The 18,532-nt window shown below is 65.6% G+C and carries 15 protein-coding genes; 10 read left to right on the top strand and 5 right to left on the bottom strand.

Annotation, left to right across the window (positions count from 1 at the left end; all coding sequences use genetic code 11):
• Nucleotides 1-153: 153 nt before the first annotated feature.
• From mptB to CH268_RS17230, 4 genes are all read left to right on the top strand, one after another.
• Nucleotides 154-1,812 carry a polyprenol phosphomannose-dependent alpha 1,6 mannosyltransferase MptB gene (gene mptB, locus CH268_RS17215; RefSeq protein WP_239536226.1) on the top strand — a complete coding sequence of 553 codons (1,659 nt, stop codon included), beginning with the start codon at nt 154-156 and terminating at the stop codon, nt 1,810-1,812.
• Nucleotides 1,809-2,753, top strand: a complete 945-nt coding sequence (locus CH268_RS17220; RefSeq protein WP_255182424.1) for an ABC transporter ATP-binding protein — start codon at nt 1,809-1,811, stop codon at nt 2,751-2,753. The genes mptB and CH268_RS17220 overlap by 4 nt, the downstream gene beginning before the upstream one ends.
• Entirely contained in the window at nt 2,750-3,550 is an 801-nt protein-coding gene (locus tag CH268_RS17225) for an ABC transporter permease (RefSeq protein ID WP_094665227.1), read from the top strand. Before CH268_RS17220 ends, CH268_RS17225 begins: the two co-directional genes overlap by 4 nt.
• 67 nt (nt 3,551-3,617) lie before the next feature.
• A complete protein-coding gene (locus CH268_RS17230) occupies nt 3,618-4,622 on the top strand; it encodes a COX15/CtaA family protein (RefSeq protein ID WP_094652838.1) in 1,005 nt (334 codons plus the stop codon).
• Between the two features lie 189 nt (nt 4,623-4,811).
• Here CH268_RS17230 and CH268_RS17235 read toward each other — a convergent pair whose 3' ends face one another.
• The gene (locus CH268_RS17235; protein ID WP_027497017.1) at nt 4,812-5,186 is read right to left on the bottom strand and encodes a hypothetical protein; all 375 of its coding nucleotides are present in this window, start codon (nt 5,184-5,186) and stop codon (nt 4,812-4,814) included.
• Nucleotides 5,187-5,321: 135 nt separating this feature from the next.
• Here CH268_RS17235 and CH268_RS17240 point away from each other — a divergent pair, with 135 nt between their 5' ends.
• Nucleotides 5,322-6,287, top strand: coding sequence for a quinone oxidoreductase family protein (locus CH268_RS17240; protein ID WP_094665229.1), 966 nt, complete (start codon nt 5,322-5,324; stop codon nt 6,285-6,287).
• 28 nt (nt 6,288-6,315) lie between these two features.
• Here CH268_RS17240 and CH268_RS17245 read toward each other — a convergent pair whose 3' ends face one another.
• On the bottom strand, nt 6,316-7,320 hold the full coding sequence (locus CH268_RS17245; protein WP_094665378.1) for a heme o synthase: 1,005 nt from the start codon (nt 7,318-7,320) through the stop codon (nt 6,316-6,318).
• Nucleotides 7,321-7,764: 444 nt separating this feature from the next.
• On the opposite strand from CH268_RS17245, the gene tkt reads away from it, so the two are divergent.
• From tkt to pgl, 5 genes are read left to right on the top strand one after another with little or no spacing between them, the layout of a single operon-like run.
• Nucleotides 7,765-9,864, top strand: a complete 2,100-nt coding sequence (gene tkt / locus CH268_RS17250) for a transketolase (RefSeq protein ID WP_094665231.1) — start codon at nt 7,765-7,767, stop codon at nt 9,862-9,864.
• 3 nt (nt 9,865-9,867) lie between these two features.
• Entirely contained in the window at nt 9,868-10,992 is a 1,125-nt protein-coding gene (gene tal / locus CH268_RS17255) for a transaldolase (RefSeq protein WP_027497013.1), read from the top strand.
• Nucleotides 10,993-10,995: 3 nt separating this feature from the next.
• Nucleotides 10,996-12,552 (top strand): glucose-6-phosphate dehydrogenase, encoded by a 1,557-nt coding sequence (zwf, locus tag CH268_RS17260; protein ID WP_094665233.1) that lies wholly within the window; start codon nt 10,996-10,998, stop codon nt 12,550-12,552.
• Nucleotides 12,549-13,457: a glucose-6-phosphate dehydrogenase assembly protein OpcA gene (gene opcA / locus CH268_RS17265; protein WP_027497011.1), complete on the top strand. Its 909-nt coding sequence runs from the start codon at nt 12,549-12,551 to the stop codon at nt 13,455-13,457. Before zwf ends, opcA begins: the two co-directional genes overlap by 4 nt.
• Nucleotides 13,450-14,193 carry a 6-phosphogluconolactonase gene (gene pgl / locus CH268_RS17270; RefSeq protein WP_048318425.1) on the top strand — a complete coding sequence of 248 codons (744 nt, stop codon included), beginning with the start codon at nt 13,450-13,452 and terminating at the stop codon, nt 14,191-14,193. The genes opcA and pgl overlap by 8 nt, the downstream gene beginning before the upstream one ends.
• 315 nt (nt 14,194-14,508) lie before the next feature.
• Here pgl and ppc read toward each other — a convergent pair whose 3' ends face one another.
• From ppc to tpiA, 3 genes are all read right to left on the bottom strand, one after another.
• Entirely contained in the window at nt 14,509-17,340 is a 2,832-nt protein-coding gene (gene ppc / locus CH268_RS17275; protein ID WP_094665235.1) for a phosphoenolpyruvate carboxylase, read from the bottom strand.
• Between the two features lie 51 nt (nt 17,341-17,391).
• Nucleotides 17,392-17,625, bottom strand: coding sequence for a preprotein translocase subunit SecG (gene secG, locus CH268_RS17280; protein WP_027497008.1), 234 nt, complete (start codon nt 17,623-17,625; stop codon nt 17,392-17,394).
• A 119-nt stretch (nt 17,626-17,744) separates the two neighbouring features.
• A complete protein-coding gene (tpiA, locus tag CH268_RS17285; RefSeq protein ID WP_027497007.1) occupies nt 17,745-18,530 on the bottom strand; it encodes a triose-phosphate isomerase in 786 nt (261 codons plus the stop codon).
• Between the last annotated feature and the right edge of the window lie 2 nt (nt 18,531-18,532).

An 18,532-nucleotide genomic window follows, 5' to 3' on the forward strand; every position in this document is an offset into this window, starting at 1 on the left:
CGGGTGAATCGCGCCATGGCACACAGCTACGCTCCCACTGTGCCATCGACCGAGAGTGAGCAGAGTTCCGAGAACTCGCCTTCCGCGACCGGTGCCAGCTCGTCCCCCGATCCCGAGAACCCCGAATCCACGCGCGGCACGCTGCTGCACAGGATGATTCTCACCCCTGCTCGGCGCGTGTTCGGCCTGGAACCGACCCCACCGGGTGCCGGTGTCGCCACGTTGCACGGCGACGAGCCGGAGGCACCCGGTCTCGATCCCGCCGAGACCGTTCAACTACGCAACATTCGCCGTTTCGGAGCCGCGGGCGCGCTGCTGATGGCGATCGGCGCGCTCGGCGCGGGTGCGCAGCCGGTACTGCAGAACCCGATCGCGGGCGTCCGGTTACTGAGCCTGCCGTCGCGCATGGCCACGTCGGCTTTGACCGTGACCATGACGGGAACCGTCGTCGTGGTCCTCGCGTGGCTACTGCTCGGCAGGTTCGCGCTGGGGCGGACGCGATCGGGTGCGACTCCCCGCCGCCTGTCCCGATCGCAGATGGACCGAACTCTGCTGCTGTGGATCCTGCCGCTGAGCGTCGCACCGCCGATGTTCTCGCGCGACGTCTACTCCTACCTGGCCCAGAGCGAGATCACGGCCCGCGGTCTCGACCCCTACGAGATCGGCCCCGTGGATGCACTGGGGGCCGACAACGTCCTGACCCGGACGGTGCCCAACATCTGGCGAGAGACTCCGGCACCCTACGGTCCGCTGTTCCTGTGGATGGGGCGCGGAATCACGTACTTGACCGGCGAGAACATCGTCGCCGGCATCTTCCTGCACCGACTGCTCGCCTTGGCGGGAGTCGCGCTGATCGTTTGGGCGCTGCCGCGTCTCGCACGCCGTTGCGGGGTCGCGTCGGTCACGGCACTGTGGCTCGGTGCAGCGAACCCGCTGTTGCTGTTCCACCTGGTCGCCGGAATTCACAACGAAGCCCTGATGATCGGGCTCATGCTCGCGGGTACCGAACTGGCGCTGCGTGCGATCGAGCGCCCGGGTGCGTTGCGCAGCACCGATATCGCGTTCCTCATCGGCGGAGCGGGTGTGATCGCACTCTCGTCGACGATCAAGATCCCGTCGCTGATAGCGCTGGGGTTCGTCGGCATGGCGCTGTCGAGACGGTGGGGCGGCACTCTGAGATCGGTCGTCTACGCTGCGCTGCTGCTCGGCACGATCGCCGTCGCCGTCCAAGTCGTCGTGAGCCTGGGTAGCGGACTCGGATTCGGTTGGATCCACACTCTCGGTACCGCGGGGGTGGTGCGCAGCTGGATGTCGATTCCCACGATTCTCGGCCTGGCTACCGGATTCGTCGGCGTGTTGCTCGGCCTCGGTGATCACACCACCGCCGTGTTGAGTCTCACTCGGCCGATCGCAGCCGTCGTCGCCGGCGTCATCGTGATCCGCATGCTGGTCGCTGTTCTGAGGGGCCGACTGCACTCGGTGGGAGCACTGGGGGTGGCGCTGGGAGCAGTGGTTCTGCTGTTCCCGGTAGTCCAGCCCTGGTATCTGCTGTGGGCGGTGATCCCGCTGGCAGCATGGGCCACCACTCCGTCCTTCCGGCGTCCCGCCATTGCCTTCTCGTCCTTGGTCAGCGTGATCCTCATGCCGAACGGCAGCGAATACCAGCCGTTCCAGATCGTGCAGGCCGCAGTGATGACCATCCTGACCATCGTCGTGTTGTATCTGCTGACACGAAACCGGCTGCCGTGGCCCACGCGCAGCGGACCACCGGCACCCGAGCGGCACACCGACGAATACGCTGAGTCCTCGTGATCTCCGGGACGTCGAATGCGGCGCAACCTGTCGTGCAGTTGACCGACGTGCGCAAGTCCTACGACGGCGCCACCGCCGTCGACGGACTGAGCCTGAGCATCGGTGCGGGTGAAGTTCTCGCGCTGCTCGGCCCGAACGGTGCCGGAAAGACCACCACCGTCGAGATGTGCGAAGGCTTCGTCGTACCCGACAGCGGCACGGTCAGAATCCTCGGCCTCGACCCCATCGCCGAGTCCGCCCAGCTCCGACCCCGCATCGGCGTCATGCTGCAGGGAGGCGGTGCCTACCCGGGGTCCAAGGCAGGCGAAATGCTCGAGCTCGTCGCCTCGTACTCTGCCGACCCTCTCGACACGACGTGGCTGCTCGACTGTCTGGGCCTGACCTCGGCGGTCCGCACACCCTATCGACGGTTGTCCGGTGGCCAGCAGCAGCGACTGGCGTTGGCCTGTGCCATCGTCGGCCGCCCCGAGTTGGTGTTTCTCGACGAACCGACAGCCGGACTCGACGCCCACGCCCGACTGCTGGTGTGGGAATTGATCGACGCACTTCGACGGGACGGCGTCGGCGTTCTACTGACCACACATCTGATGGACGAGGCCGAGCAGCTGGCGGATCGGTTGACGATCATCGACAACGGTCGCGTCGTCGCCTCCGGATCCCCGTCCGAGCTCACCAAGCAGGGAGCCGAGGGACAGTTGCGCTTCTCCGCTCCCCCCGGTCTCGATCTGTCCCTGCTCGACGCGGCCCTGCCCTCCGGTTACGTACCGTCGGAGACGTCACCGGGGTCGTACGTCGTCGCCGGAGTGATCGAACCGCAGATCCTGGTGGTCGTCACCTCGTGGTGCGCACAACAGAACGTGCTGGCGACGGAGTTGCAGGTCGATCAGCGGCGGCTCGAGGACGTCTTCCTCGAACTGACCGGCAGAGAATTGAGGATGTGACGGTGCGCAGAGAAGCCCGACTCGCCGACAACCGTTTCGAGACAGGACTGTTCGCGCCGCGTCCACAGCCGGCGTCGGCCGCTCGGATGCTGTTCGCGCAGTCGCGTCTCGAGCTGAAGTTGTTGCTGCGCAACGGTGAGCAGCTGCTGTTGACGATGTTCATTCCGATCACGCTGTTGATCGGACTCACCCTGCTGCCGTTCGGTGAGCTCGGCGACGACCGCGTCGCGCGGGTCGTGCCGGCGGTGATGATGGTGGCCATCATGTCGACGGCATTCACCGGACAGGCGATTGCCGTCGGGTTCGATCGACGCTACGGCGCCCTCAAGAGACTCGGTGCCACGCCACTCCCACGGTGGGGAATCATCGGCGGCAAGTCGGTAGCCGTCGTGATCGTGGTGATCATGCAGTCGGTTCTGCTGGGCTCGATCGGCGTCGCCCTCGGCTGGCGACCGAGTGCGGCCGGCCTGGTGCTCGGGGCGGTCGTCATCGCTTTGGGAACGGTGACGTTCGCCTCGATGGGGTTGCTGCTCGGCGGCACCCTGCGGGCGGAGATCGTGTTGGCATTGGCCAACCTCGCCTGGTTCGTGATGCTCGGGATCGGCAGCGCGGTGTTCGTCGACGACCAGATTCCGCAGGGCCTGCAGAACGTCGCACGGATAGTCCCGTCCGGCGCACTCGGCGAGGCGCTCAACCGCGGTGTGGCCTCGTCGTTCGACCTCTTCGGGATCGCCGTGCTGCTCGTCTGGGCTGCGGTCTGCGGCACTCTCGCGGTCCGAACCTTCAAATTCACCTGAGCGAGGCTTTCCGCCGGTCGCTCTACCCAACGACGCTGTGTAGTTGATCGGCGTTTACCATCGTGGAGTGCCCTACCTCCTACGGAAGCTCTACGGCGTGTTCCTGCGCCTCGTGGCCTATCTGCCCCTGCCCTCGCTGCGGGTACAGCGGGTGCTGGCATTCATCGCCATCCTCACCCAGGGCGGCATAGCCGTCACCGGTGCGGTGGTTCGAGTGACCGGCTCCGGGCTCGGGTGCCCCACCTGGCCACAGTGCTTCCCCGGAAGCTTCACGCCGGTCGGAGTATCCGAGGTTCCGGTGCTGCATCAGGCCGTCGAGTTCGGCAATCGACTGCTCACCTTCGTGGTGGTCATCGCCGCTGCGGCCGTCGTTCTCGCTGTCACTCGCGCGGCTCGGCGGCGCGAGGTGTTGCTCTTCGCGTGGTTCATGCCGCTGGGAACCGTCGTGCAGGCCGTCATCGGTGGCTTCACCGTGCTGACCGGCCTGCTGTGGTGGACAGTTGCCATTCACCTCGTGGTGTCGATGGCAATGGTCTGGCTGGCTACTCTGCTGTTCGTCAAGGTGGGTGAAACCGACTCCGCGCCGAAGTCGCTGCCCACCGTCCCCGCCGCGCTACGCGGGCTCACTGCCCTGTCCGGCGTCGCGCTGACCGGCGTACTGATCGCCGGGACGATGGTGACCGGTGCCGGCCCGCACGCCGGCGACAAGAGCATCGACGAGCCGGTACCGCGCCTGGGCATCGAGATCGTCACGCTGGTGCACGCCCACTCGCAATTCCTGGTCGGGTATCTCGCGCTGCTCGTCGGGCTCGGTTTCGCCCTGTACGCGGTCGGAGCGCCGACTGCCGTCAAGCAGCGGCTGCACGTTCTGGTGGCGATCGTGCTGGCCCAGTCCCTGATCGGCCTGGTCCAGTACTTCACGGGCGTTCCCGCAGTACTCGTCGCGTTCCACGTTGCCGGTGCCGGAGCCTGCACGGCTGCCACGGCTGCGCTGTGGGCATCGTGCAGAACACGCGGTCCTGCAGTTGCCGATCGGGAAGACGACGTGGACAGGGTCGCCGCAGCGTCCTGAGGCCCGGCAGTCTTCGGGTGCCGGGCCTCAGCAGGCTCGACACGCGCGTGTCCGAGCACAGCAGTTTCGAATCGCAGCGGAGGGGCAGCCGACCTCCCCCTCAGATGGCCGACTGCCCCTCCACTGATTTCGACGCATCGGACCGCGAGACGGTTCCCGTCGAGTCGAAAAAACTTTGCGGCTCTCGTCCTACCCGACGATGGCCTGGTTGCGGGCCTTGGGGAACTTCTTCTGCCGAGCGACCCAGCCGGCCATCTTCTCGTAATGGCCCGGTGCCGGATTGACCGAACTGACCAGCTCGCGGTCCCACTCCGCCTCGGTCAGTTCGTCGAACCTGGCGACGATCGCGTGTGCGACCGCTGTGGACGGAACCACCTGGTCTCCGAGCACTCCGTCTGCGCCGACCAGCGTGAGCCGGGTTCCGGCCCGACCGATGGGTTGGATCACCACACTTGCCGAGTTGCCGTGGTCGGCGAGAAAAGCCTTCACAGCCGCGAGAGTTCCCTTCGGAACCTCGTTGGACGTGTCCTTCTCGTTGCCCGCACTGTCGATTTCGGTAGCCATGCAGACACGATACCGAGGTCGTCCACCGTGGCGGCATCGGCCCGCCGAATCGCTACTGATCGGTAACTTGTCGCACCCGTCGTGGAAGCGTGCGTCCGCTCTCGAACTCATTTCGCTCCCGTGTAGAACAGGGATATGCGTGCCATTCGAGTAGACAACACCGGCGGACCCGAGGTCATGGTCGTCGTGGACGTGCCCATTCCCGAGCCCGGACCGGGGCAGGTTCTCGTGCGCGTCGACGCCATCGGGATCAACTACATCGACACCTACTTCCGCCGCGGCCTGTATCCACGGTCCCTGCCCTACATCCCCGGCGACGAGGGTTCCGGAGTTGTCCACGAGGCCGGTCCGGACGTCACCGCGTTCGCTCCTGGGGACCGCATCGCCTGGGCGGCCGCGCCGGGTAGCTATGCCGAGTTCGTCGTCGTGGACGCCTCGTCCGCCATATCCGTTCCCGACGGCGTTCCGGCCGATCAGGCGGCGTCGGCTCTGCTCCAGGGCATGACTGCGCACTACCTGATCGAGTCCACCTACCCGGCGCGCAGCGGCGACACGGTCCTCGTGCACGCGGGCGCGGGCGGCGTCGGACTACTGCTGACCCAGATGGCGGTCGGAAAGGGCGTACGGGTCATCACGACGGTGTCCACCGATGCCAAAGCAGAGCGGTCGGTCCAGTCCGGTGCCGCCCACGTACTGCGGTACGACGACGACATTGCGGCCAAGGTTCGCGAACTGACCGGCGGCGAGGGAGTCCATGCCGTCTACGACGGTGTCGGAGCCGACACGTTCGAGGCCAGTCTGGCGTCGCTGCGCATCAGAGGCACGCTGGCCCTGTTCGGTGCTGCGAGCGGCCCGGTACCGCCGTTCGACCCACAGCGGCTCAACGGGGCCGGATCGGTGTTTCTGACCAGGCCCACTCTGGCGCATCACATACGGGACCGAGCCGAGCTCGAATGGCGTGCGGGCGATGTGTTCGACGCGTTGTCGAGCGGCGCTCTGACGGTCGAGGTCGGCGCTCGCTACGCGCTCGAAGATGTCGCGCAGGCACACATGGACCTGGAAGGACGTAAGACGACCGGTTCGATCGTTCTCGTCCCCTGACCGCGTGCAGATGTGAGGAGGCGCTCGCTCAGGAGACCAGCTGGGCGAGCGTCTGCCAGCCGAGGACAGAGTCGACGGCGAGGCCGCAGAACACCAGCGCCAGGTATTCGTTGGACAGGATGAACAGCTTGAGAGGCTTGACCGGTGTTCCAGCCCGCACGCCTGCGTACAGGCGATGCGCCACGACGAGGAACCAAATTCCCGATGCCACCGCGATCACCGCGTAGACGACGCCGGAGCCCGGGGCCAGTGCCAACGTCGCAGCAACCGTGGCCCACGCGTAGAGCACGATGTGCTTGGTGACCTTGGTCTCCGACGCGACGGCAGGAAGCATCGGGACGTTGGCCGCCTGGTAGTCCTCCTTGTAGCGAAGCATCAAGGCCCAGGTGTGCGGCGGTGTCCACAGGAAGATGACGAGGAACATCACCAGCGCCTGCCAGCCGATCGTGCCGGTGACGGCGGACCAGCCGATCATGACCGGCATACAGCCGGCGGCACCGCCCCACACCACGTTCTGCGAAGTTCGGCGCTTGAGTACCAGGGTGTAGACGAAGATGTAGAAGCAGATCGTGACGACGGCCAGCACGCCGCTGAGGAGGTTGGTCGTCGCCCAGAGCCAGAAGAACGAGAACACCCCGAGGACGAGACCGAACACCAGTGCGTGCGACACAGGCATCGCGCCGCGGGCCAACGGCCGCTTCTCGGTGCGCTTCATCACCTTGTCGATGTCTGCGTCGACCACCATGTTCAAGGTGTTCGCGCTCGCCGCGGCCAGCATTCCACCGAACAGTGTGGTGAGAATCAGCCACGGGTCCACGTGACCGCGATCTGCCAGCAGCATCGCGGGAATGGTCGTGACGAGAAGTAGTTCGATGACCCGAGGCTTCGTCAGCGCGACATAGGCCAGGAAGAGAGCCCACGCTCTGCGCGGCACCGACGCCGGCGCGGCGTGTTCGGTGTCGCCCTGGTCGTCTGCTCCGAATCCGGGGCCGCCGGCGAAACCGTGTCCGCCCGGCTGCTGCCCAATTCGCACTGCGTCTCCTCGCACGACTGTCGTTCTCTGGCGCTCGGCCACTTGCCACGCGCCGTCGGGCACGCGGGTTCGTTCCTGGCGGCCGACCGATCCTGGGAGAACCGCCTCACGAGGACCTCGGCCACCGACGCGCACGCGGATGGTCCCGGTTCGGAAATTGCCCCCGGGAGCCGTCGAGCATGCGCCTACTACAGACGATGGTAGACGGCGGGGTTTGCACGTCCAATTCGCAGGGCACCCAAACCGAAGAACGATGCGGCGACGCCACACACGTTCGTGCTCCGACGGGGGAAGGCACGACAGTAGCGTCGGTCGGAACTAGGCTGGTGGGGGACGTCCTTCGGCATCGACTACGTTCGCGCCTCACGCAGGCGCTGTGCAGTTACCGCCGAGCGACGAATCCTCGGAGCCACAACTCGAACGAATGTCAGGAGATTTCTGCTCGTGTCGATCACAGACGATATTGACGTCCTCACCACGGCGCACCACCCCAGCGACTGGACGGACCTGGACACCCGGGCGGTCGACACCGTTCGTGTCCTGGCAGCGGACGCAGTGCAGAAGGTCGGCAACGGCCACCCCGGAACCGCGATGAGCTTGGCTCCCCTCGCGTACACCCTCTTCCAGCGCACCATGCGCCACGACCCCACCGACACCCACTGGATCGGCCGCGACCGTTTCGTGCTGTCGTGCGGTCACTCGAGCCTGACCCTGTACTTGCAGCTCTACTTGGGCGGTTTCGGTCTCGAGCTCGCAGACATCGAAGCGCTGCGGACCTACAAGTCGAAGACTCCCGGGCATCCTGAATTCCGCCACGCCGACGGCGTCGAGATCACCACCGGCCCTCTCGGTCAGGGACTGGCATCCGCTGTGGGAATGGCAATGGCATCGCGCCGTGAACGCGGACTGTTCGATCCCGAACCTGCGCTCGGCGAGAGCCCGTTCGATCACTTCATCTATGTGATCGCCTCCGACGGCGACATCGAAGAGGGCGTCACGTCCGAGGCGTCGTCGCTCGCTGGCACCCAGCAGCTCGGCAACCTGATCCTGTTCTACGACGACAACAAGATCTCGATCGAGCACTCGACCGACATCGCCCTGTCCGAGAACACCGCCGCGCGGTACGAGGCCTACGGGTGGCACGTACAGGTCGTCGAGGGCGGCGAGAACGTCACCGCGATCGAGAACGCCATCGAGGCCGCCAAGGCCGTCACCGACAAGCCGTCGATCATCGTGCTGCGGACCATCATCGGGTTCCCGGCTCCGACGATGATGAACACCGGTGCCGTCCACGGTGCCGCGCTGGGCGACGAAGAGGTCGCGAAGGTCAAGCAGGCCCTGGACTTCGACCCGGCCAAGACGTTCGAGGTCAGCGACGAGGTCATCGGCCACACTCGCAAGCTCCAGGAACGCGGCCGCGCCGCACACAACGAGTGGATGACGCAGTTCGAGGCCTGGGCAGCCCGTGAGCCCGAGCGCAAGCAGTTGCTCGACCGTCTTCAGCAGGGCACGCTGCCCGAGAACTGGACCGACGTGCTGCCCACGTGGGAGCCCGGCAGCAAGGCCGTCGCCACGCGTGCGGCGTCGGGCGAGGTCCTCAACGCCGTCGGACCCGTTCTTCCGGAACTGTGGGGCGGCTCGGCCGACCTCGCAGGCAGCAACAACACCACGATCAAGGGTGCGAAGTCCTTCGGCCCCACGTCGATCTCCACCGACGACTGGGATGCCGAGCCGTACGGCCGCACGCTGCACTTCGGTATCCGCGAGCACGCCATGGGTGCGATCCTGTCGGGCATCGTCATGCACGGTCCGACCCGCGCGTACGGCGGAACGTTCATGCAATTCAGCGACTACATGCGGCCGTCGGTTCGCCTGGCGTCGCTGATGGACATCGATCCCATCTACGTGTGGACCCACGACTCCATCGGCCTCGGCGAGGACGGCCCGACGCACCAGCCGGTCGAGCACCTCGCGGCCCTGCGTGCGATTCCCAACCTGTCTGTCGTACGCCCCGGTGACGCCAACGAGACGGCCTACGCCTGGCAGTCGGTGCTCGCCAGGTCGAGCAGCAGCGGGCCCGTCGGCCTGGCGCTGACGCGTCAGGGCATCCCGATCCTGGAAGGCACCAGCTTCGAGGGCGTCTCGAAGGGTGGCTACATCCTCTCCGAGTCCTCCAAGGCCGCTCCCGACGTCGTCCTGATCGGCACCGGTTCCGAACTGCAGTACGCAGTGGAGGCCCAGAAGCTGCTCGAGGCGCAGGGCATCGCGGCACGCGTGGTGTCGATGCCGTGTGTCGAGTGGTTCGAGAGCCAGGACCAGAACTACCGCGACCAGGTCATTCCGCCCACCGTCAAGGCGCGGGTGTCCATCGAGGCCGGCATCGCGATGCCGTGGTGGAAGATCGTCGGCGGTTTCGGCGAGATCATCTCGCTCGAGCACTACGGCGAATCTGCCGATGCGGCAACACTTTTCCGCGAGTTCGGCTTCACGGCCGACGCCGTCGTCGCGGCCGCGCAGCGCTCCATCACCAACGTGAAGGGATAACTCATGACCCAGAACAAAAACCTTGCCGAGCTGTCCGCCGCCGGAATTTCGGTCTGGCTGGACGACCTGTCCCGCGACCGCATTCGGTCGGGCAACCTCAAGGACCTGATCGACACCAAGAGCGTCGTCGGCGTGACGACCAACCCGTCGATCTTCCAGGCCGCATTGAGCAAGGGCGATGCTTACGACGAGCAGGTCACCAAGCTTGCCGGCGAAGGTGCCGATGTCGAGACCACGATTCGCACCGTCACCACCGACGACGTCCGTGAGGCGTGCGACATCCTCGTACCGCAGTACGAGGCCAGCGCGGGCGTCGACGGACGCGTGTCGATCGAGGTCGACCCCCGCATGGCGCACGACGCGGACAAGACGTACGAGCAGGCCGTCGAACTCTGGAAGATCGTCGACCGTCCGAATCTCCTCATCAAGATTCCGGCAACCGAAGAAGGCATCCCCGCCATTGCCAAGGTGATCGGTGAGGGCATCAGCGTCAACGTGACCCTGATCTTCTCCGTCGAGCGCTACGAGCTGGTCATGAACGCGTACCTCGAGGGTCTCGAGGCCGCCCGCGCCGCCGGTCACGACCTCGACAAGATCCATTCCGTGGCGTCGTTCTTCGTGTCCCGCGTGGACAGCGAGATCGACTCGCGGCTGGACGCCATCGGCACCCCCGATGCCGAGGCCCTCAAGGGCAAGGCCGCGCTGGCCAATGCACGCCTTGCGTACGTGGCCTACCAGCAGGTGTTCGAGGTGGCTCCCCGGTTCCGCGAACTCGCGGGCAACGGTGCGCGTCCGCAGCGGCCGCTGTGGGCCTCGACGGGCGTCAAGTCCGACGCCTACCCGGACACCATGTACGTCACCGAGCTCGTCTCTCCGAACACCGTGAACACGATGCCGGAGAAGACCATGGACGCGGTCGCAGACCACGGCGAGATCGTCGGCGACACCGTCTCGGGTAAGGGACCGGAGTCGCAGGAGATCTTCGACCGCATCTCCGCCCTGGGAATCGACCTCACCGACGTCTTCCTGACGTTGGAGAACGAGGGCGTCCAGAAGTTCGAGGCTGCGTGGAACGAGCTGCTCGAAGCTACCGAGGAGCAGCTCCGCCAAGCAGGTCAGAAGAGCTGACCTGTGCCCACCGCAGACACAGAAAACCTGAATTCCGCGGACTGGCGTAATCCACTTCGCGACGCGCGAGACAAGCGGCTCCCCCGCATCGCCGGGCCGTGCAGCATGGTCATCTTCGGGGTGACCGGTGACCTCGCGCGTAAGAAGCTCATGCCTGCGGTGTACGACCTGGCGAACCGGGGGCTCCTACCCCCCGGTTTCGCCCTGGTCGGCTTCGCTCGCCGTGAGTGGCAGAACCAGGATTTCGAGAAGATCGTGCACGACTCGGTACGCGATCATGCTCGAACCCCGTTCAGCGAAGAGGTGTGGAACACCCTTGCCGAGGGCTTCCGGTTCGTTCAGGGTTCGTTCGACGACGATGCCGCGTTCGACGAGTTGTCGCGGACTCTCGCCGAGCTCGACACCACCCGCGGCACCGGCGGAAACCATGCCTTCTACCTCTCGATCCCACCCGGCGCGTTCCCTGTTGTACTGCAACAACTTTCACGCTCCGGACTGGCCCAGGCGCAGGACGGCAACTGGCGACGCGTCGTCATCGAGAAGCCGTTCGGTCACGATTTGCAGAGCGCCAAGGAGCTCAACGCGATCGTGAACCGAGTGTTCCCCGAGGACACCGTCTTTCGGATCGATCACTACCTGGGCAAGGAGACGGTGCAGAACATTCTCGCGCTGCGCTTCGCCAACCAGTTGTTCGATCCGATCTGGAACGCGCACTATGTGGACCACGTGCAGATCACGATGGCCGAGGACATCGGATTGGGTGGCCGCGCAGGCTATTACGACGGAATCGGGGCAGCCCGCGACGTCATTCAGAACCATCTCCTCCAGTTGCTCGCCATCACTGCGATGGAGGAGCCGGTGAGTTTCAACCCCACCGAGCTGCAGTCCGAGAAGATCAAGGTGCTCTCGGCGACCAAGCTCGCCGAGCCGCTCGATCGCACGTCCGCCCGCGGGCAGTACTCCGCCGGGTGGCAGGGCAGCCAGAAAGTGAAGGGGCTCAAGGAGGAAGAGGGGTTCGACTCCGAGTCGAACACCGAAACCTACGCCGCCATCACCCTCGAGGTCGACACTCGGCGCTGGGGTGGAGTTCCGTTCTATCTGCGTACGGGAAAGGCGTTGGGCCGCAGAGTCACCGAGATCGCAATGGTGTTCAAGCGTGCCCCCCATCTGCCGTTCGACGCCACCATGACCGAGGAACTGGGGCAGAACGCACTGGTCATTCGAGTCCAGCCGGACGAGGGCGTCACGATGCGCTTCGGTTCCAAAGTTCCCGGGTCCAGCATGCAGGTGCGCGACGTCAGCATGGACTTCAGCTACGGCCAGGCGTTCACCGAGTCATCTCCCGAGGCGTACGAGCGACTGATACTCGACGTACTCCTGGGTGAGCCCTCACTGTTCCCGGTCAACGCCGAAGTGGAACTGTCGTGGAAGATTCTCGACCCGATTCTCGAGTACTGGGCCTCGGGCGGCACCGCCGAACCGTACGAGGCCGGCACCTGGGGTCCGTCCTCGGGTGACGAGATGATGCACCGCACCGGACGCGAATGGAGAAGGCCGTGATTGTCGACATTCCCGCCACCACGACGGCCGAGGTCGGCAAGAAGCTCGTCGAGGTTCGTGAAGCAGGTGGCGCGGTCACCATCGGCCGCGTGCTGACCTTGATCGTCGCGAGCCGTGATGCGAGCAAGGCCGAACGGGCGATCGATGCCGCGAACGAGGCGAGCCGGGAACATCCGTGTCGCGTCATCGTCCTCATCCACGGTGATCGGTCCGCCGAGTCGAGTCTCGACGCCCAGATCCGCGTCGGCGGAGACGCCGGCGCGTCCGAGGTCGTCGTACTACGACTGAACGGCGAGCTCGCCGATCACGAACACAGCGTCGTCATTCCCTTCCTGCTGCCCGATACGCCGATCGTCGCGTGGTGGCCGGACGAGGCACCGACGGTACCGGCGAAGGATCCACTGGGCCGGTTGGCGATCAGGCGGATCACCGATGCCACCAATTCGTCGGATACCACCGCAGCGATCAAGGGACGGCTGAGCAGCTACACCGAGGGTGATACGGATCTGTCGTGGAGCCGAATCACCTACTGGCGCGGCCTGCTGGCGACTGCCCTCGATCAGGCACCGTTCGAGGCCGTCACCTCGGCCACCGTGTCGGGACTGGCAGAGGAGCCGGCACTCGACATTCTGGCCGGCTGGTTGGCGGCGAAGCTCGACGTGCCGGTCTACCGGCGAGCCGGCGAGCTCAAGGTCGAGCTGACCAGGGAGAACAGCAGTATTTCGCTGACCCGTCCGCAGACCGGAAAAACCGCCACACTGCGGCGTACCGGTCAGCCCGACGCTCAGGTTGCTCTGGCACGTCGCAACACCCGCGAGTGCCTGGCCGAGGAACTGCGGCGGCTCGACACGGACGAAATCTACGAACTCGCCCTCCACGGTCTGTCGAAAGTGAGCTATGAGTAATCAGTCGGTCCTCCGATACCTCGACGCACAAGGGCTGGTCGATGCCGCCCGCACTCGCTTCGTCGACGTTGTCGTCGCGGCGCAGGCCGAGCGCGGTGTCGCGTCGGTGGTGTTGACCGGAGGCGGGACGGGAATCGCCCTCCTCGAGGCACTGCGCGCGGATTCCGGTGCCATCGACTGGTCACGGGTGGACATCTACTTCGGTGACGAGCGTTTTCTCCCCTCGGGAGATCCCGAGCGCAACGAGGTCCAGGCATCGGACGCGCTGCTGAAGCACGTGGACGTGCACCCGGATCGACTGTTCACGATGGCGACGTCGGACGGTGCCTACGGCTCCGACCCGGAAACGGCTGCGGCGGCGTACGCACAGACGCTGCACTCACGGGCCGCCGACGGTCAATGCCCCGACTTCGACATCCACCTGTTGGGCATGGGCGGCGAGGGCCACATCAACTCGCTCTTCCCGCACACCGACGCGGTGCGCGAGCAGCATCGATTCGTCGTGGCCGTCGAGGACTCCCCCAAGCCGCCACCGGTACGCATCACACTCACCCTGCCCGCCGTCCGGAGGGCGAAGCACGTGTGGTTGCTGGTGTCCGGTGCAGGGAAGGCCGAGGCCGTTGCCGCCGCCGTCGGTGGAGCAGCGTCCGACGACTGGCCGTCGGCCGGTGCCATCGGCGCGGAATCGACGGTCTGGTTCGTCGACGAGGCCGCGGCCTCACAGCTGGACCGGTGATCGGCTCGAGCCACAGCTGACAGCAGACGTACAGCGGCGTCGATTCAGGAGATTCACTCCCCTGAATCGACGCCGTGGTCGTTCGAACCTACGCCGTTCGAACCTACGCCGTTCGAACCGCTGGCGTCCCCGCCACCGGTGGACTCGCCGACGCCACCGACCCCGTCTCGGAAGTGTGCATACGGCGACCGAGCGACCACCCGATACGCCGTCCCGTCCCGCCACGCGTCGAGAGTGTTTCTGCACGTCCTCATACCCGGTTGGACGCAGACTGTCGGCCACCGGTTCCGCGGCAGCGCAGCGAGACGTACGGTGCTAGCCGCTGTTGCGTAGTGCCGTGGCCAGGCCGTTCATCGTCAGCAGGATTCCTCGTTTGACCCGTTCGTCGTCGTCGCCGTTGCGGTATCGACGCAACATCTCGACCTGCATCTGGTTGAGAGGTTCCAGGTACGGGAACCGGTTGTGTACCGATCGCTCCAGCGCCGGGTTGTCCTCCAGCAATCGACTGTGACCGGTGATCTTCAGATACATCCGCACGGTGGTGGCGTGTTCGGCCTCGATCATGCCGAAGATGCGTGCGCGGAGGTCTGCGTCGGGAACGAGTTCCGCATACCGAGCGGCGATACCCAGATCGGACTTGGCCATGACCTGCGCCAGGTTGGACAGCACAGTGCGGAAGAACGGCCACTTCCGATACAGATCCGCAAGCACCTCCAGCTTGGAGTCGTCGTCACCGACCCACTCTTCGAAGGCCGATCCGGTGCCGTACCAACCGGGCAGCATGACGCGGCACTGACTCCACGACATCACCCACGGGATAGCACGCAGGTCGTACACAGAATTCGTCGGCTTGCGCGACGCCGGACGCGACCCGATGTTCAGCTCGCCGACCTCGGCAACGGGCGTGGACGTGCGGAAGTACTCGACGAACCCGGGCTCTTCGTGCACCAGCCGGCCGTACGCCGCCCGAGCCTTGGCGGCGAGATCGTCCAGAACGTCGTAGGCGGCCTCGGCGCCGTCACCCAATCCTTCGAGGTCGAGCAGCGTCGATTCGAGTGTGCCCGCGACCAACGATTCGAGGTTGCGCCGCGCCATCGACGGTTCGGCGTACTTCGCTGCAATGATCTCGCCCTGCTCGGTGAGACGAAGCGATCCCTGCACCACGCCGGGCGGTTGCGCCAGAATCGCGTCGTAACTGGGGCCGCCGCCGCGCCCGACGGTGCCACCGCGACCGTGGAAGAGCCGCAACCGAATTCCTGTCTTACGGGACGCTTCGAGCAGGTCGAGTTCGGCTCGGTAGAGCGCCCAGTTGGCCGCGAGATAGCCACCGTCCTTGTTCGAGTCCGAGTACCCGAGCATGACCTCCTGGTTCATGCCTCGACCGGCGACGAGAGCGCGATAGATCGGAACGTCGAGAGTGGCGAGCAGCGTCGCGGCACCCTGCTGCAGGTCCTCGATCGTCTCGAAGAGCGGCACGACACCCACCGTCGACGTGGGTGCCGAACCGTCGACGCCGGGATCGAAGATCCCCGCTTCCTTGAGCAGCAGGGCCGCCTCGAGCATGTCACTGACGGACTGACACATGCTGATGATGTAGTTCTGAACGGTGTCCGGGCCCAGGTGGTCGATGGCCTCCTTGGCCGCCCTGACGATGCCCAGTTCCTTCGCAGCGAGGTCGCTGAGTTGCGCGGTGGGCCCGATCAGGGGACGCCGAGTGGCGAGTTCGTGCGAGAGCACCGAGACGCGCTCGTCCTCACCGAGCGACCGATAGTCCTGATGAACCCCGGCCCAGGCCAACAGCTCCGCGACCACTTCCTCGTGGGTCTCGGAGTTCTGCCGCATGTCCAACGCCTGGAGATGAAATCCGAACGTCTCGACCGATTGCCGGAGTCGAAGCAGTCGATCGTCGGCGATCAGACCGTCTCCGTCGGCCCGGAGCGCGCGGTCGAGAGTGTCGAGATCGTCGAGGACTTCCTGCGGGCTCGCATACTGGTTGGCACCGAGATCGATTCCGGACACCGGAACCGCGTCGAGCACCGCCCGTGCCGTTGCTGTCAGGCGGGCACGGATACCGACAACGGCAACACGGTACGGTTCGTCGGCCCGGCGGTCGTCCGGTTCCGCGGACGCCTCGGCCAGAGCTTCCAGTTCCTGGGTGACCGCGACGAGCCGCGCGGACATCGACAACTCTTTCTCCAGCGCAACCAGTTCGTCGAGGTAATGCTCGAACGCCACGTAACCGGCCTGATGAGTGGCCGTGTGCACCACCTCGCCGGTGACGTTCGGGTTACCGTCGCGGTCTCCTCCGATCCACGACCCCGGCCGAAGTATCGGCCGCGGCAGCAGGTCGTCCTCCGGCCATCGCGCTCGCAGCGCCGCGCGGACATCGGCATTGAGGGCGGGCATGACGTCGAACAGCGAGGACTCGAAGTAGCGGAGACCCACCTCGATCTCGTCTTGGATGCGCAATCGCGACAGCCGAATCAGGGCGGTTTCCCACAGAGTCAGCACCTGCCGGCGAATCTGCACGTCGATCGCGGCCAATTCCTTGGCGGTTCCGGCGGCTTTGCCCTCCGGGGCAGCCGACGCGACCTCGCGCCGACGCATCAGTGCGGTGATCTTCGATTGGACGTCGAACACCGTTCGACGACGTGTTTCGGTGGGGTGCGCGGTGATGACCGGTGCCACCAACGCGTCGGTCAGTGCGGCGGCCACCTGCTCCCGCGACGGAGCGGCGGCGTCGATCTTCGACCACGTTGCGTCCAGGCTGCTGTCCTGCGGCGGGTCTCCGTTGTCCAGATGAATGGCACGTCGACGCTCGCGGTGGAGATCCTCGGCCAGGTTCGCGAGCAACGAGAAGTGGCTGAACGCGCGGATCAACGGAACAGCTTGCGCCACTTCGACATCAGTGTACCGGCCGACAGAGTCGTCGCGTTCGATCTCCGAGCGGCGCACTGCGAAGGATTCCACTCGCGCGGACTCGATGAGCTCGAAGACCTCGTCGCCCTCGTGTTCGCGAATGATCTCACCGAGGATGCCGCCGAGATAGCGGATGTCCTCCCGCAGCGGCTCGGTCAACTCTCGCCCGCGAGCTGTCGGTGTGACGAATGCCGGGGAACCGACTGACTCGTAAGAGGATTCGCTCATCCCCCCAGTATCGTCGCTCGGCCGTCAACTCGCACTCGGAGCCGGGACGGATCAGGTGTACTTGATCTCGAGACCGATCCCGAGGATCGCGATGAGCCAGATGAGGCCGGTGAAGACAGTGAGGCGGTCGAGGTTCTTCTCGACGACCGTGGAGCCGGACAGGCTGGACTGCACGCCACCACCGAACAAGCTGGACAGACCGCCACCCTTGCCGCGATGCAGCAGGATCAGCAAGATCAGCGCCAGGCTGGTGATGACCAGCAGAATATCCAGAAACAGATCCATGTCCACCTCAAACTCGATTCGATGCCCTCAGCAGCCTACCTGGCCCCGCGAACGACTTCGGACACCCCGCCGAAGCGAGGTGTCCGAAACCAGTTCTGTGCAGCGGTGACGATGGCCGATCAGGGCAACGGTCCGCCTGCGGCAATCGCCGACAATGTGGCGAACTCGTCCGCCTTGAGCGAAGCGCCACCGACCAGCGCGCCGTCGACGTCGGGCTGACCGACGATCTCGCCGACGTTCTTGGCGTTGACCGAACCGCCGTACAGCACGCGGACGCCCGCGGCGACCTCGGCCGACGCCAATTCCTTCAATTCTTCCCGAATGGCACCGCACACTTCCTGAGCGTCCGACGCCGAGGCCACGCGTCCCGTGCCGATGGCCCATACCGGCTCGTAGGCGATGACGACCTTGGCGATGTCATCGGCCGAGAGGCCGTCGAGCGAACCGCGGAGCTGAGCCACGTTGTAGGCCACGTGCTCACCGGCCTCACGAATGTTCAGACCCTCGCCGATGCACACGATCGGTGTGAGCCCGTTCTTCAAGGCAGCCTTCGTCTTCGCCAGAACGACGGCATCGTCCTCGCTGTGCAACGTGCGTCGCTCGGAGTGGCCGACCACGACGAAGGTGCATCCCAGCTTGGCCAGCATCGACCCGCTGATCTCGCCCGTGAATGCGCCGCTGTCCTCGGCGGAGACGTCCTGCGCACCGTAGGTGAGCAGGAGCTTGTCGCCTTCGATCAGCGTCTGGACGCTGCGGATGTCGGTGAACGGCGGAATGACCGTGACGTCCACCTTGTCGAAGTACTTCTCGGGCAGCGAGAAGGCGATCTTCTGCACCAGCGAGATGGCCTCGAGGTGGTTGAGGTTCATCTTCCAGTTGCCCGCGATGAGCGGCTTACGTGCCATGC

It is taken from the genome of Rhodococcus sp. 06-1460-1B, assembly GCF_002258475.1.
Lineage (GTDB): Bacteria > Actinomycetota > Actinomycetes > Mycobacteriales > Mycobacteriaceae > Rhodococcoides > Rhodococcoides fascians.